At 39.6% G+C, this 16368-nt stretch carries 11 protein-coding genes; 6 read left to right on the forward strand and 5 right to left on the reverse strand.

All coding sequences use genetic code 11. The features are described 5' to 3' along the window. Positions 1-35 precede the first annotated feature (35 nt). Positions 36-3122, forward strand: a complete 3087-nt coding sequence (locus tag H5118_RS11705; RefSeq protein WP_002961745.1) for a ligand-binding sensor domain-containing diguanylate cyclase — start codon at positions 36-38, stop codon at positions 3120-3122. 41 nt (positions 3123-3163) lie between these two features. Here the strand turns inward: H5118_RS11705 and H5118_RS11710 are convergent, their stop codons facing one another. The 4 genes from H5118_RS11710 to H5118_RS11725 all read right to left on the reverse strand — a co-directional run bounded on the left by H5118_RS11710 (position 3164) and on the right by H5118_RS11725 (position 8576). Next, the gene (locus tag H5118_RS11710; protein WP_154903652.1) at positions 3164-5275 is read right to left on the reverse strand and encodes a hypothetical protein; all 2112 of its coding nucleotides are present in this window, start codon (positions 5273-5275) and stop codon (positions 3164-3166) included. Between the two features lie 200 nt (positions 5276-5475). Then, complete coding sequence (gene dxs, locus H5118_RS11715; protein ID WP_024603572.1) at positions 5476-7338, reverse strand: 1-deoxy-D-xylulose-5-phosphate synthase; 1863 nt, start codon at positions 7336-7338, stop codon at positions 5476-5478. 105 nt (positions 7339-7443) lie between these two features. Then, on the reverse strand, positions 7444-8331 hold the full coding sequence (gene ispA, locus H5118_RS11720; protein WP_024597198.1) for a (2E,6E)-farnesyl diphosphate synthase: 888 nt from the start codon (positions 8329-8331) through the stop codon (positions 7444-7446). Further along, complete coding sequence (locus tag H5118_RS11725) at positions 8328-8576, reverse strand: exodeoxyribonuclease VII small subunit (protein ID WP_182748906.1); 249 nt, start codon at positions 8574-8576, stop codon at positions 8328-8330. Before H5118_RS11725 ends, ispA begins: the two co-directional genes overlap by 4 nt. A 321-nt stretch (positions 8577-8897) precedes the next feature. Here H5118_RS11725 and pomA point away from each other — a divergent pair, with 321 nt between their 5' ends. The 4 genes from pomA (at position 8898) to H5118_RS11745 (ending at position 13293) form a co-directional block, all read left to right on the forward strand. After that, positions 8898-9665 (forward strand): flagellar motor protein PomA, encoded by a 768-nt coding sequence (gene pomA, locus H5118_RS11730; protein WP_024597197.1) that lies wholly within the window; start codon positions 8898-8900, stop codon positions 9663-9665. A 2-nt stretch (positions 9666-9667) separates the two neighbouring features. Next, entirely contained in the window at positions 9668-10588 is a 921-nt protein-coding gene (locus H5118_RS11735) for a flagellar motor protein MotB (protein WP_182748908.1), read from the forward strand. Between the two features lie 212 nt (positions 10589-10800). Continuing rightward, positions 10801-11307 carry a hypothetical protein gene (locus H5118_RS11740; RefSeq protein ID WP_182696310.1) on the forward strand — a complete coding sequence of 169 codons (507 nt, stop codon included), beginning with the start codon at positions 10801-10803 and terminating at the stop codon, positions 11305-11307. Between the two features lie 45 nt (positions 11308-11352). Further along, positions 11353-13293, forward strand: a complete 1941-nt coding sequence (locus H5118_RS11745; protein ID WP_182737222.1) for a DNA topoisomerase III — start codon at positions 11353-11355, stop codon at positions 13291-13293. A 76-nt stretch (positions 13294-13369) separates the two neighbouring features. Here H5118_RS11745 and H5118_RS11750 read toward each other — a convergent pair whose 3' ends face one another. Further along, positions 13370-14680 (reverse strand): M20 family metallopeptidase, encoded by a 1311-nt coding sequence (locus H5118_RS11750; protein ID WP_149606414.1) that lies wholly within the window; start codon positions 14678-14680, stop codon positions 13370-13372. A 111-nt stretch (positions 14681-14791) separates the two neighbouring features. Between H5118_RS11750 and H5118_RS11755 the strand changes: the two genes are divergently transcribed. After that, the gene (locus tag H5118_RS11755) at positions 14792-15649 is read left to right on the forward strand and encodes a tetratricopeptide repeat protein (protein ID WP_182715561.1); all 858 of its coding nucleotides are present in this window, start codon (positions 14792-14794) and stop codon (positions 15647-15649) included. Positions 15650-16368: the final 719 nt, after the last annotated feature.

Genomic DNA, 16368 nt, shown 5'->3' on the forward strand with positions numbered 1-16368 from the left:
TTTATATTTGATTTGTTTAACTAGGTGGCAGCAATATGATGCGATTTTTACTGGTTTGTGTACTTATGTTGTGCGCGACGCCAAGTTGGGCTTCAATTACTGATTACGTAGTTAAGCAATGGAATATAAAAGATGGCCTACCGTCGCAATCACTTAAAAGTGTTGTGCAAGATCAGCAAGGCTATATGTGGCTTGGTACGCAATTTGGTTTAAGCCGTTTTGATGGTACAACATTTACAAATTACAACACGCAAAATAGTCCATTCTTGCCTAGTAATGGTGTTAATAAGCTTTTAGTCGATTCTAGTGGTTTGTTATGGGTAGGCACTAAAAGTGGTTTGGTAGTTATTAACCCAGCCACATTTGCAGCACAAGAATTTAATATTAAAGGTCCAGTAAGGGATATTCTTGAGGACTCTAAAGGTAGCATATGGATTGCGGCCAACGGCTTATACTATGTAGATAGAGGGCAAGTTGATTTACGCACTGAAGTAAATGGTCCTCTACCTATTGTTAATGCTACTGTGATCACACAAATAGTTGGCTCTGTTAGCCAAATGGCACTCTCTCCTGAAGGCATTTGGCTGGTTAATGATCGTCATTTATTACGCCTTACAAAAAACTCATCAGATTTTTCTAAACTACGTTTAGAGCTTACCGCAAAAATATCTTTACCAGAGCGCCTAGCGCAAACCATAGTGCACGATTTATCATTTTTAAATGGTAATTTGTATATAGCTTCTGAGCTAGGTGCATACTTTTTAGATTTAGATGACGAGCTAAGACCTTTTCCTCTACCTAATGCAAATAACTCAGCCGTTTATAAGTTTATGAGTGATACCGATGGTGGCTTGTGGGTTTCGACCTATGGACGCTTATTATTCAGAGATAAAACCGGTGAGTGGCAATGGGTAGAGCCTAGCCAACTCGATCAAAGTATATGGTTTGCTGATATTTTTAGAGATGATAAAAATAACGTTTGGTTAGCAAGCTTTAGTGAAGGCTTGTGGCTTGCTCATGAAGGGCGAGTCGAAAGGCATTCAGCAGTTTCAAATATGACCGAATCTGTTATGGCTATTAGCCAAGCACCCGATGGTAAACTGTGGGTTGCGAATAAAAGCGGCATTGGTTATTTCGATTTAGATAAAAGTTTTATTAATTTAGTCCCAAGTAGTAAATATGGATACGCATCAGTACACGATCTACAATTTGATGGTGAGCGATTATATATAGCCACAGGGCGCGGCTTATTTGTTTTTGAAAACAAGACACTTTACACCGTCCCTGGTCGAGCACTTCGCGATAATCCGGTATTTGCAATAAGTCGCTCTAGTAAAGGCGGCTTTTGGATTGGTACCGGACGCGGTTTATATCGATTAAATTATGCTGGTTTAACGCCTTTTGCCTATAACGCTTTTTTAGGTAGTAAGTTTATTACCTACGTATTAGATAAAACAAACTTTGGTGTGATTGGTACTAGTAAGGGCGCATATTACTTTACAGACCGTGGCATTGAAAAAATTGGCGACCAAACAACACTTGAAAGCGCATACGTAACTAGCGTGCTACATATAGATGGCGTGGGTATTTTAATAGGCTCTCTTAACGATGGGCTTTTTTACAGAAGTACGCAAGGGCAATGGCGTCAGCTCGATGCAGCTAATGGTTTACCGTATGGTTCTATATTTAGCCTAGAATATGATGAAAAGTTAAAGCATGTTTGGGTAAGCACCATGAAAGGTGTTTACAGAATGCCTGTAGAGCAATTTAAAACAGAAATAAAAAGCTTAAAAGTTGAAGAAGTAATTTCATCTTTTGACCGTCAACTTGATGGTAAAGCGAATCAATGTTGTAGTGGACTTGGGCATGATGCGGTAGCAGACACCGGAAATTCTATTTGGTACCCAAGCTTACAAGGTGTTGTTGAAATACCTAAAAATGTAGAGCTATTTGGTGTGCTTGCATTAAAGCCAACAATAGAGACAATAACAACGCCACTTCGTCATTTAACTACCGCTGCGCTTGGTAAAAAACCATCATTAGAAACAGACGAGCGTGATATAACGCTAACTTACACAGCTATTGATTACTATGCACCAAACAGCATTGAATTTAGATATAAACTAAGTGGCTTAGATAGTGACTGGCGCTATGCAAATACGCGACGTGAAGCTATTTATACTAACTTGCCTCCTGGCTCGTTTTTGTTTCAATTAGAAGCTAAGCGCCAAGGTGAAGACTGGGCTAAAGCGCAAGATGTAGAATACGGTTTTGTAGTGCCTGAGCGCTTTGACGAAACAATTTACTTTAGGCTTTTAATTACCAGTGGTTTTATTTTGCTTTTTTATCTCATTTTTTGGGTGTTTAGAGCACAAGAACGCAGAAAGCAAGAAGCATTAGAGGGCTTAATCACTGAGCGTACCTTAGAGCTTCGCCAAGCTAATGATAAATTAGGCCAAGTGAATTCACAGCTTAAATTAGTGAGTCACTCAGATGAGCTAACAGGGCTACGTAGCCGCCGCTTTTTGTTTGATCAACTCCCTAAAGATATTGAGCACTTTCAACGTAATTCACAGTCGCTGCAGGCACAAGGTAAGTCACTGGTGCTGGTAATTATTAACTTTGATAACTTCAGCCGTATTAACGATGCGTATGGCCCAATTGCAGGTGATAGCTGCTTACAGCAAATGGCTGCATTGTTAAATTCGCGTACGCAGGGCTCTGACTATGTGGCACGTTGGAGTGGTGATGAGTTTTTATTATTATTACGTGACTTTAAATGCAATAAAATAGATAGCTATGCCTCAGAACTTTGTAAAGTAATAGCGGCTAATTCGTTCCAATTACCAAATGGAAAAACAACTAATATCACGGCATCAATTGGTTGGTCATTTTATCCATTACCTTTACTAGGCGGACAGGTAATTAGCTGGGAAACCTCTATTAACTTAGCAGATATAGCACTGCATCAAGTTAAAAAGCGCGGTGGTGATGGTGTGGCTAATATTACGTTTGATGATCAGCTCGATGCATTTGAGTTTGAACAAAACTCTAATGTTGATCAGCAATTAGGTATTTTACAAAGTAATGGCTTGGCAGATATAAAAGTGTGGATGCGATAATGCCCGACCAAGGTTATTGGTCAGGCATGGTGAGGTTAACTCTATTTGTTAAGCCAAGCTGGTAATATTGCAATCGACTCAGGGGCTGTAAATGCCGTACTGGTATCGGCGCTTATATCACCGCCTGCACTGCTTAAAATATTATTAAATCGCATAACCACATTATTTGACTTCTCAGCTACGTATAAATCTGTTCCGGTATACATAATATCAACAGGGTTACCCAGTAGGGTATTTGGACCGCTAATAGTGGTACTTATGTTTACCAAGCCCGATGCAGTTGCTACGTTATTCAATACGTATATTTTGCCATCGTCAGCAACTGCTGCGCTACCAACATCAGAGAGTATTAGCGAGCCACTTAGCGAGTCGTAGTCGATGCCGTGCATGTTGCTTGGTGCTGCTACTGCTGTACCTGCATTTGCTGGCGTTATAAGCCTATCCTCAACTGCAATATTAGTACTACCAGCCATTAGTTTGCTTTTAACTTCGTCAAATACAGCAACGGTTCCATTTGTTAGTGCTACAAAAGCTCGATCAGTGTTTGCATCGTAATCAACATCCCAAGGGCGAGCATCGTTTGCAAACGTAAGCGTCATTAATGGGCTTGCATCCCCTGTGGTGCAAGTTGAAAATATTGAAATGCTTGGAGTATCTGCATTATTTTCTGCAACTAAAATCATACCGCTATCAGAAGCCACATCAAGACCTTTAGGAGATATAAGGCCTGTATTCGAACCAGTAATAATGCTGTCTTGGTTCGTATTATAAGTTTGCCCATCTCTGTTTATTGCCACTTTATTTGAAATAACAATACCGCCAATTGAGGTTGTACTGTTATCGAACGTTGTATAACTATTACCCGCTTTATCAAAAGTTACACTTTCGATAGTTTGACTTGCATTATAGTTGCCAATTTCTGTGTTAAGTTGTGAACTTAATCGACTAATTTGCCCAGTTGTTTCACCTGCAGTGCCCGGATTACTACTTACAGCAACACCTAGCAGCGCCATATTAGCGGTATCACTATCTGAAATATCAGCCATCTCATTTTGTATACCCAGTTTAGTAATTGACTCAGGTTTAATTGTTGAGGTAACTAAATCAGGAGTGATATCGCCGCTCTCACCTGAAAATATATTGCTGAACACAAGAACAGCATCATTTGATTTTTCAGCTACACGTAAGTCACTACCTTCAAGGCTAATATCAACTGGGTTACCAAGCATTGTTGCTGGACCGGCAATACTTCGTGCAACGCTTACTAAGCCCTCTGCAGTTGAAGCATTATTAATTACAAATAACGAACCATCGGTTGCGTCTGAGGCACTGCCTACATCAGACAAAACAAGTTTATTAGTATTTGAGTCATAAACAATGCCGTGAATATTTACAGATATTTGCGTGCCATCATTATTACTTGGAGTAATTGTGCGGCTTGGCATTGCGGCAAATTCACCACCAACAAAATTATCATAAACGGCTACATCACCATTTGTTAGTGCTACATAAAGGCGGTCGTTAGATTCATCATAATCAACATCCCACGGCGCCGCTTCTGTAATAGTTGTGCCTAAAGGCGCTGCATCGCCCGCGGCTGTAGCGCCAAAAGTCGTTACTTGCATAGCGCCAAAGTCAGCAATAAAAACAAGGCCACTCTTTTGTGCTACAGCTATTCCTTTAGGGTTTACCAGTGTTGTGTTAGTACCTGTTATTTCGCGATCTGTATTAGCTGTATAGGTTGCGCCGTCACTACGATTTGCAAGCTGGCAAATAGTTTTAATACTGCCATTTTCGCTGTCGCTTGCTTGCAATAAATTACCTAAGCTATCAAATGCAACGCCTTCGTTAGCTGTTGTATTAAAGGTTTTTAGTTTAGAGGCGTTTTGGTTAATTAAATCGATAGTGCCTGTATTGCTCTCGCCATTGTTTGCCAAAATTAATGTGGCTGATGCAAAACCAGGGTTGCCATTTGTACCGTCGGTACCGTTTTGTCCATCGGTGCCTGCAATACCATCTACGCCGTTTTCACCATCGTCTGAGCTACAGCCTGTAATGCCGATTAATACTGCAAGTGTTAAAGCTGAAAAACTAAGCGTGTGTTTAAGTGTGTTTTTTTGTGTTGAATGAGTTGTTAAATTAGCTTTATTCATCATTTTTACCTTTTAAATATTCCATCAAATGTAGGTAAATAACGCGCTTGCTCATAAGGCATAGACTAAGCGGCACCGATTATTTACATGTTAACCTCATATCAATAACGGCTATAAAATGAAACTGGATGCAAAAAAGTTAAAATTAAAAACAAAAAAAGGAGCCTTGAGGCTCCTTTTTAATAGACTAAGTAAATAGCTTAAGCGATAAACGCCTTAATAGCGTTTAATATTCCTTGCTCGCCTAATCCCATTTCATCGTGCATTTCATCTTGCGTGCCGTGTTTAATAAACTCATCAGGAATACCTAAGTTAAGGATATTAATATCAGCTTTTTGCGTTGCCAAGTATTCATTAACTGCAGAGCCGGCACCGCCAGCAATCGCGTTATCTTCAAGCGTAACAAAGGTATCGTGGCTAGTAGCAAGCTCATTTAAAAGTGCAGTATCAAGTGGTTTAATAAAACGCATATTAACAAGCGTTGCATCTAATTCGTTAGCTGCAAGCTGGGCGTTTTCAAGTAATGTACCGAACGATAAAATGGCAATTTTACTGCCTTTCTTAATTGTATCTGCCTTACCTATTTCAAGCAGTTGCATAGTGCTTTCAATGTCTGCAGTACCTGCGCTACCTCGAGGGTAACGAACTGCAACAGGGCAGTTTTCTTTATAACCGGTGTATAGCATTTGGCGGCATTCGTTGGTGTCGCTTGGTGCCATAATTACCATATTTGGAATACAGCGCATAAAGCTTAAATCGTACGCACCTTGGTGAGTTTCACCATCGGCTCCAACAATACCAGCGCGGTCAATGGCAAATAATACAGGTAAGTTTTGCAGTGCAACATCATGTATTAATTGGTCATACGCACGTTGTAAAAAGCTCGAGTAAATAGCAACAACAGGTTTTAAACCTTCACAAGCAAAACCAGCTGCTAAAGTAACAGCATGCTGCTCTGCAATGGCCACATCAAAGTATTGATCTGGAAACTCTTTAGAAAAACGTACCATGCCAGAGCCTTCGCGCATTGCTGGCGTAATAGCCATTAACTTGCTGTCTTGCTTTGCCATGTCGCATAACCAATCGCCGAAAACTTTTGAAAAAGTAGCAGCGCTAGGTTTAGATTTAGGCAGGCTAGTTGTGCTCGGATCGAATTTTGGTACACCATGGTAGCCAATAGGATCGGCTTCAGCCGGTTTGTAGCCCTTACCTTTTTGCGTTTTTATATGTAAAAGCTGTGGGCCTTTTAAATTACGCATATTACGCAATGTATCTACAAGCATGTTTACATCGTGACCATCAATTGGGCCTATGTAATTTAGGCCTAATTCTTCAAAGAAGGTCCCCGGGATCATCATGCCCTTAATGTGCTCTTCCATTTTACTGGCAAGTTGCTTTACCGGAGGCACACCTGAGAGTAACTTTTTACTGCCTTCACGAATGTTAGTATAAAAGCTACCTGATAAAATTCGGGCAAAGTGATTAGTAAGTGCGCCAACATTTTCTGAAATCGACATTTCGTTATCATTTAAAATAATAAGCATGTCTGATTTTACATCGCCTAAATGATTCATCGCTTCAAATGCCATGCCTGCGGTGATAGCTCCGTCACCAATAATGGCTACAGATTTTCGACCTTTGCCTTCTTTTTGGGCGGCAATAGACATACCTAAGGCAGCTGAAATAGAGGTGCTTGAATGACCTACGCTAAACGTATCGTATTGGCTTTCATCGCGAAAAGGAAAAGGGTGCAAACCGTCTTTTTGGCGAATAGTGTGCATTTGGTCGCGACGACCTGTAAGGATTTTATGTGGATAAGCTTGGTGACCCACATCCCAAACTAGGCGATCGTCTGGAGTGTTATAAACATAATGTAGCGCAACGGTTAGTTCAACCGTCCCTAAACCAGACGCTAGATGACCGCTACTTTGCGATACTGAGTTGAGTAAATAATCGCGCAGCTCATTGCTAAATGCAGGGAGTTTGTCTTGCGCTAAGTCACGCAATTGGGCTGGCTCGTCAACCAAATTAAGTAATGGATACTTGCTACTATCAAGTGTCATGGTTTTATATATATCCTTCGCTAACATTAATTCATTCAAAGCTTTTACGAATAATTAATGTTGAGTAATAATGTCAGTGCTAATTGCAATACGTATGAGCAAAAATTAGTGGTCACGCTCAATTAGGTAATTTGCTAGCGACGCAAGAAGTGTTGTGTCAGCATCTATATTTGCCAACGCTTCATGGGCTTGTTGTATTAAATTTTGTGCCTTTTCTTTAGCGCCTAGCATACCTAATAACGCCGGATATGTCGCTTTATTCGCGGCAATATCGGAGCCTTGTGGTTTACCTAAAGTAACCGTATCGCCTTCAACATCTAAAATGTCGTCGTGTACTTGAAACGCCAGCCCTATAGCATACCCAAAAATGCTTAAATTTTCTAAGGTTTGTTGATCTGCCTTTTCACTGCACAGTGCACCAAGTGTAATTGCACAATTAATTAAAGCTCCGGTTTTTAGCTTATGTATTCGCTCAAGCTCTTGTACGGTAATTACTTTATCTGTTGCTGCTATGTCAAGACCTTGTCCGCCTACCATGCCCTCAAGGCCTGATGCGTTGGCAAGCGTAGCAATCATTTTTACTTGTGTTTGCGACGAGCATGTAAATTTGTGATTCGCAATAAGCTCAAAGGCGAGTGTTTGTAGGGCATCACCGGCTAAAATTGCATTTGCCTCGCCAAATTCTATATGGCAAGTAGGGCGGCCACGGCGTAAGTCGTCATCGTCCATAGCGGGCAAATCATCATGAACTAGCGAATAGCTATGGATACACTCAATTGCAGCTGCAAGTACATGTAAGTCTTGCTGGTTTGCACCGAGCATTTTACCTGTGGCATAAACTAAAAATGGACGTAATCTTTTACCGCCATTAAATAATCCATACTGGGTGGCGTTCTTGACTGTTTCTTCAGTATCGAGAGGCTGTTTAAAATGCTGTTGTAAGGTCGCTACTACATCTTTTTGAGCACGTTCGATATAATTATTTATGCTCACAGCAATTCCATATCATTATCAAAATTCGTAAGAACTGACTTTTCGCCATTCCCCATCAAAATTGATACTTTTTGTTCTGCTTGCTGTAATTTACCTGATGAAGCACTTGCTAATGCAATTCCACGCTCAAATTGCTTTAACGATTGCTCAAGCGATAAGTCACCTTGTTCCATGTCACTAACGATTGTAGATAATTCTTCTAGTGCTTGTTCGAAACTTAAGTTTTCAGGTTTTTTAGTCGCCATCTTTATTTCAGCTTACATAATAAATTTAGGGGTCAATTTTAGGGGGAATGCTAAACTAGGTCAAAGGATGATATTGGTTTTTTACCTTTATAACGTTAAATTATATTTCAAGTGTATTAATAAAGCCTTAATAGCGGTCTGTTAGTTTAATAAATCAATTGATAATTAGGTAGCCCTTATAACTTGATCTAAAATAGTGCTAAAGGCTGCTTTTTATGTTTATTTATAAAAATGGCTTAAGCAATTCAATATGTTGCCGATAAGCAGTTAATAATAAAAGTTTATGATAAGGCCATTAAGCATGAAACTTCTGGAGGAAATGTGGATTTAGCAACCATAATCGGGATCCTAGGCGCAATTGGCTTAATTGTCATGTCTATGTTTATGAGTAGTAGCGGTGAAATGGCTATGTTTGCCGATGCTCCTTCTAGTGTAATTGTATTTGGTGGTTCACTTTTCATTGTTTTATCAAATTTCACCATGTCGCAGTTTTTGGGTATAGGTAAAGTTGTTGCTAAAGCGTTTATGTTTAAAATTGAAACGCCAGAAGAACTTATTGAAAAAGCAGTAGAACTTGCTGATTCAGCTCGTAAAGGGGGCTTTTTAGCACTCGAAGAAGCTGAAATCCCAAATCCATTTATGCGCAAAGGCGTCGACATGCTTGTTGATGGCCATGACGCAGATGTTGTTCGCGCCACACTTCAAAAAGACATCTCTTTAACCACTACTCGACATGAAATGGGTGCAGGCTTATTTAAGTCATTAGCCGATATTGCACCAGCAATGGGAATGATTGGTACTCTAATTGGCTTAGTTGCAATGTTATCTAACATGGATGACCCAAAAGCAATTGGCCCGGCAATGGCGGTAGCGCTTTTAACAACTTTATATGGTGCGTTTTTAGCCAATGTTGTGGCAATTCCTATTCAGGTAAAACTTGAACTGCGTAAAGACGAAGAAGCTATGAATCAGCGTTTAATTTTAGATGCTATTTTAGGTATACAAGATGGCCAAAATCCAAAAGTTATCGAAGGTATTTTGAAAAATTACTTAGCTGAATCTAAACGCAAAGTAGATACCGAGGAGTAATTATGTCTGATCAAGAGTGCAAATGCCCACCACCAGGCCTACCAGCATGGATGGGAACGTTTGCCGATTTAATGTCACTGTTAATGTGCTTTTTTGTACTCTTGCTTGCGTTTTCAGAAATGGATGTACTTAAGTTTAAACAAATTGCGGGCTCTATGAAGTTTGCTTTTGGTGTGCAGAATAAAATTGAAGTAAAAGATATCCCTAAAGGTACCTCTGTTATTGCTATGGAGTTTACCCCAGGCAAACCAGAGCCAACCCCAATAGAAACCATTCAGCAGCAGACAGTCGAAATGACTCAACAAATGTTAGAGTTTCAGGCTGGAGATGAAAGCTCAGCTGGCGGCAGGCAAGAACAACGCGGGGATAAACGTGGTGGCGAATCTCGTAGTACTTCTCAAGAGCAATCGTCAGAGCAAGCAACTTCAGCGGCCGATCAGGAACAAACTAACGAGCTCGTTAAAAAAATCGCGCAGCAGCTTGAAAAGCAAATAATAGATGGTGCAATTGAGCTTGAATCTTTAGGGCAGCAAATAATTATTCGTATTAGAGAGAATGGTTCATTTCCTTCGGGTAGTGCATTTTTACAACCTAAGTTTAAACCCATAATTCAAGATATTGGTGTACTGTTAAAAGATGTACCTGGCGAAATAACTGTATCTGGCCATACCGACGATTTTCAGGTATCGAATGAGCTATATATTAATAATTGGGACTTATCGTCAAAGCGAGCTGTAGCTGTAGCAAGCGAGCTGCAAACGGTGCAAGGGTTTGATAAAAACCGCATGATGGTAGTGGGGCGAGCTGATACTCGTCCACTTGTTCCAAACGATTCAAATGAAGATCGCCGAAGAAACCGTCGAGTAGAAATATCAATCCTGCAAGGTAAGGCTAAAGAGTCTACTCCTATTGATGTGCGCTAAGTTATTGCTTGTGTTATATTTCACTATGTTTGTTTTGATTTAAGGTACTTAATTGCCTTAAGTATCTTGGCAATTTCGTCATTTTAGCTTACAGTACATTTCCTTAACATATGTAATGGAGTGCCTGTGAAAATAATCAATAAATATTGCGACATGCCGGGTAATGGTGATGGTACTGATGACGATAAAAAAACAAAATAGGGCAGAGTATTTTGCCTGAATGGTTTTTATATATTGTTAGTATTTTAAGCAAAAGCTGGGTTTTAATGCTAAGTCCGGCTATTTTTATATTTTTTGTATTTAAAGATCGCCTAGCCTTTCGATTTGTATTACTTACCGCAGCTTTTTTCCTCTTTGGTAACCTAACTGCTTCAAGCCTACGAGCGTTTGATGACATTTATATTTATCGTTATTTAGTTTGGGCGATCACAGATATTATTTGGATGGCACTTATAGCTTACTGGGGTATAAAGGATAAAGTTTATTTATGGCAATGTGTTATTGGGCAACTAGTTGTTATTGGCGCACCTATATTACAACTATTCCGATTAGTTGACCGCCATTTGTGGGATTTAGCTTACAGTACCGTTATTTATCAGACCCTAATGCCATTTATCAATATTGCCACGGTGGTTGTATGCTATTTACCTTTAATTATCCTTTTCACTAAGCAAGGTAGTGTAAAGTCAAAAATAGAAAACTCCCCACCTTCAAAATAGCTGTGCTAAACTACTGTTTATATAGACAGTGAGTGAGCGACTCCCATGAAACTCTACATTGCAGAAAAACCATCACTAGGCAGAGCAATTGCTGATGCCTTACCAAAACCACATAAAAAACATGATGGTTATATAGAAGTCGCTAATGGCGATTGTGTATCGTGGTGTATTGGGCATTTGCTAGAACAAGCAGAACCCGATGACTATGATGAGCGCTTTAAAAAATGGCAGTTTGAACACTTACCTATAATACCTGAACAGTGGAAGTTAAAAGCCAAAACCAAAACTCGCAAACAGCTCACTGTTTTAAAAAAATTAATTAAACAGGCCTCGCAACTTATTCACGCTGGCGATCCAGACCGTGAAGGCCAGCTTCTGGTCGACCAAGTAATAGAAGAAGCTAAAATAAGTCAGGCTAAAAAGCAGAGTACGCAACGTTTACTCATTAGTGATTTAAACTTATCGGCGGTAAAGAAATCATTGGGCACAATGCGTTCTAATCGAGATTTTATTCCGTTAAGTGTATCTGCTTTAGCGCGCTCTCGTGCTGATTGGCTATTTGGTATGAATTTAACACGTGCATACACACTAGCTGGGCAAAAAGCAGGGTTTGGTAATGTGCTTTCGGTAGGGCGAGTGCAAACCCCTATTTTAGGTCTTGTTGTTAATAGAGATAACGAAATAGCGAACTTTGTATCTAAGCCTTTTTACGATGTATTGGCGCATTTGCTTACTCCTGATAATCAACCATTCATAGCTAAGTGGGTTCCAAGCAAAGCATGTGAGCCACATCAAGATGAAGAAGGGCGAATACTTAACAAAGCTCTTGCAGAAAATGTTGCTTCACGTATTACAAGGCAAAGTGCTGAGCTTATTTCACTCGACCAAAAACAAAAAAAGCAAAGTGCTCCATTACCTTATAATTTATCTGCTCTGCAAATAGATGCCGCTAAAGCATTTGGTATGCCAGCTCAAAAAGTATTGGATATTTGCCAAATACTTTACGAACGTCATAAACTAATTACTTACCCACGCTCAGATAATCGTTATTTACCCAAAGATCACCATCAAGAAGCATCTGCTATTTTAAAGGCAATAAGTGCAAATGGGGGGCAAAGCAGTGAATTAGTAAACGGGGCTGATGTAAAAAAGCATAGTAAATGTTTTAACGATTCAAAAGTAGCTGCCCATCATGCCATTGTGCCTACGGCTAAGCAGTTAAAGTCAGCGAGTTTGAGCGGTGACGAAGCAAAGGTATATCAATTAATAAGCCGTCATTACTTAATTCAGTTTTATCCCGACTATATATATAACGAAACTAAAGCTGAGGTAATTATTGCTGGTGGGCTTTTTAAGGCAAATGCAAAGCAAGATGTAAGCTTGGGTTTTAAGGTGTTAATGGGTAAATCTGAATTAAAAGATGAAGCCTCGCTACCTCCTTTAACAAAAGGTATGCCTCTTTTTTGCGATAAAGGCGAAGTAGTCGAAAAGCATACATCACCCCCTGCTTATTTTACCGATGCCACATTGTTGGCTGCGATGACGGGCATTAGCCGTTATGTTAAAGATCCACAAATTAAAAAAGTATTAAAAGACACTGATGGTTTAGGTACGGAGGCAACACGTGCGGGAATAATCGAGTTGCTATTTAAGCGGCGTTTTTTAAAACGTGAAGGTAAGTCAATTAGAGCGACCGAAACGGGACTTGCTCTTATTAGCGTATTACCACAAGGTTTAGCGAGTCCTGATTTAACCGCAAAGTGGGAGTCGAGCTTAGGTGATATTGCACAGCAGGCAATGAGTTATCAGCAATTTTTACAGCCTTTACTTGCTGACCTAAATGGGTTTGTTCAATTAGCAGCAAACTGCGATAGCAATGCATTTGCGAAGTTACCAAAAACCTCACCTAAAAAACGTTTTGCTAAACGAGGTGGAAAAGCGACCTTTAAAAAGTCGAGTTATAAAAAAAGCTCTGTTGCTAGTTAGCAACAGAGCTTTTTTATTAAACGATATTACTCAACCTGAACTCTGTTTGAGATAGATTTATTATCCAGAATTCAGGTTACTTATTAAATAAAGCAACAGCAGCGTTACTCATTGCTTTTATTCCAGTAGGAATAGCAACTTTATAATCTGGTGCAAATTTACTAGAGTGTAGAGAAGGGAGTACCTCACCTGTTTTTATTGAATCTGCATATTGTGCTTGGTTTACGCCTCCTAGCCAAAAGAGGGTGATAGGGATATTTTCATCGGTGCGCCCGTATAGGCCAAAATCTTCACCCGCCATTACAGCTTGTGTTTCAAGTACATTAGTATCGCCAATTGCGCTGGCAATAGAGTTTCTAACAATGTCTGTTTGTGCAGGGTTATTATAAGTAGATGGAATCGATTCATCTTCATGTACATATATTACAGGGTAGTTAGATTCATTTAAGCCAGCACTTTGTGCAATACCTGCGGTGATTCGTTTTATTGCTGCTATTTGAGCGCTTCTTACATCGGGGTTATAGCTTCTAAGAGTGAGTTGTAGTTTTACTTCATCCGAAATCACATTATGTTTTGAACCACCATGAATAGACCCCACTGTAATCACAGAAGGCTCAAGCGGTGAAAGCTCTCGGCTTGTGATTGTTTGCAAAGCAAGTACAGTGCGTGCAGCTATAACCACTGGGTCTATAGTTGTATGAGGGTAAGCACCATGACCACCTTTACCTTTAATTGTAATATCGACAGAATCTACACTTGCCATCGTGTATTCATTTTTCATTGATACCTTACCAGCGGGGACGCTAGCGCTTACATGTAAAGCAATTATATGATCAGGTTTTGCATATTTACTAAATAGTCCTTCGCTTAACATCGCTTTAGCACCCCCACCTACTTCTTCTGCAGGCTGTGCAACCATCATTAATGTACCTTGCCACTGTTTTTTATGAGCAATTAACTGCTCTGCAGTTCCAATAAAAGAGCTCATGTGGATATCGTGGCCACAGCCGTGCATTACACCTACTTTTGCACCGTGCTCGTCTATTACTTTGACTTTTGAGGCATAGGATTTTCCTGTTTGCTCAATAATAGGTAAGCCATCAGTATCAGTGCGGATCATTACTGTCGGCCCCTCACCATTTTTATAAATACCAACTACACCAAAGCCACCTACATTACTTGTTACTTTAAAACCCAGCTGAGTTAATCTATCTGCTATCTTTTTACCTGTTTTTTGTTCGTGATAAGAGAGCTCTGGGGATTGGTGTAAGTCGAGGTAAAACTTTTCAATAGCTGGCATGGCTTTGCTTAAATTCAAATCGAGTCCATTTGCTTGTACTAATGGGCTTGCTAATAAAAGTATTGCACTTAGGTAAGTTAATTTCATATTTTCCCTTATTGTTGAATATGTATACCGAGTGATTTAGGTATATGACTTGTAATTATTATGTTCACCACCATATAAAAACCTAAATAGACGAATATGGCAATCAATTCAATGAGCAACATAGTTAGTATTAATGCGCAAAACCTTCAACAAGTACTCGGTGAAACATCACAACAAAAATTGGTGTTGCTTAACTTTTTCTCTCCTCAAAGTCCTGACTGCATCGGACAGGCTGCAATTTTAGATAAAGTAGCAGCAGAAAATGCAAGCTATATAGTAGTAGCAAACTTAGATTGCGATGCAGAACAAGCACTCGCTTCTCAACTTGCGCAACAAGTTGGTCTGCAAACACTGCCTACGCTTGTATTATTAAAAGACTCCGCACCAGTAGATTTACTTGCAGGTGTTCAAAGCGAAGCGCAAATACGCGAAGCCCTAGCAAAGCATTTACCTGCGCAACAAGACTTACTATTAGAGCAAGCAAAGCAAGCGTTATTAAAGTCAGATTTAAATGCTGCATTTAATTATGCAAAGCAAGCTTATGAAATAGACAGCGGTAATGCACGTATCAAGTTAGTGCTAGCAGACATATGTATTCAAATTCACAAGGTAGATGAAGCGCAAGCGCTTATAAATACAATAGATGCACAAGAGCAAGATGCTTACTTTAATAATATAAAAGCAAAATGCGAAGCCGCGCTTGAGGCAAAAGATTCACCAGAGATTAAAGAAAAGCAACAACAAGTAGAAAAGTATCCAAATGACTTAGAATTAAAAGAAGAGCTCAGTATTTTACTTAATGAAGCAGGCAGAAAAGAAGAAGCATTGGATGTACTGTTTACAGTTCTACAAAAAGATCTGAACTTCAACGAAGCAAAACCAAGCTTTTTAGCCATTATTGCCTCTTTACCTGATGGCGACGCACTCGCAGCTAAGTATCGTCGCAAGTTATATAGTATTTTATACTAGGGTCTGTTGCTCTTTGCGGATTAAAATTTGTTCAAACTAGGGGGTGTTTAATCGCGGCGCGAGATTTGTAACCTAGTGGGCTAAGTAAAAACCGAGTAACAAAGAGTAAATAGCCCCTAGGAAGAACCCTTTGGGCAGCGCCTGTTTGGCATTAATGCTACGTTATCGCCTATTTATGGGGAGTAACCACACTACATAGGCTCTGCCTTGCCTGAATACCAAACAGGCTGCTGCAAATTTAACCTTGAAAGATAAACAGACCCTAGATTCTAATAACTATTACTTTTAAGAAGTACCTACATAAGGTGCTTTTTGCATTTTTAAGGTTTTAATTAATAGCTTTAGTATGGTTTAGCTATGTAAAAAGAAGAGTTATCAACAGGGTTTTGTGAGTAACTTGTGCTTATCGTGTGTGCTTGCTTGGGGCTTAATTTTAATTACTATTTTATGCAAATAACGCTTGCGTAAAATCCGCCGCTCCCTATAATGCGACCCCACTGAGACGGGAAACAGCAACGCATAGCGAGGCACGAACAACTCAGGGTGTTAAGTAAAACTTAGAGTGAATCTTTTTAGAAAGTTTAAATTTAAGTATTGACAAAAAAATAGGAAAGCGTAATATGCGCAGCCCTAGCGAGATAAAGTTCAACTTTATAATCGCAACGTTCTTTAACAATATAAAGCAATCATCTGTGTGGGCACTCGTACAGATTGAGTTC

It is taken from the genome of Pseudoalteromonas sp. SR41-1, from assembly GCF_014164015.1.
GTDB classification, from domain to species: domain Bacteria; phylum Pseudomonadota; class Gammaproteobacteria; order Enterobacterales; family Alteromonadaceae; genus Pseudoalteromonas; species Pseudoalteromonas distincta.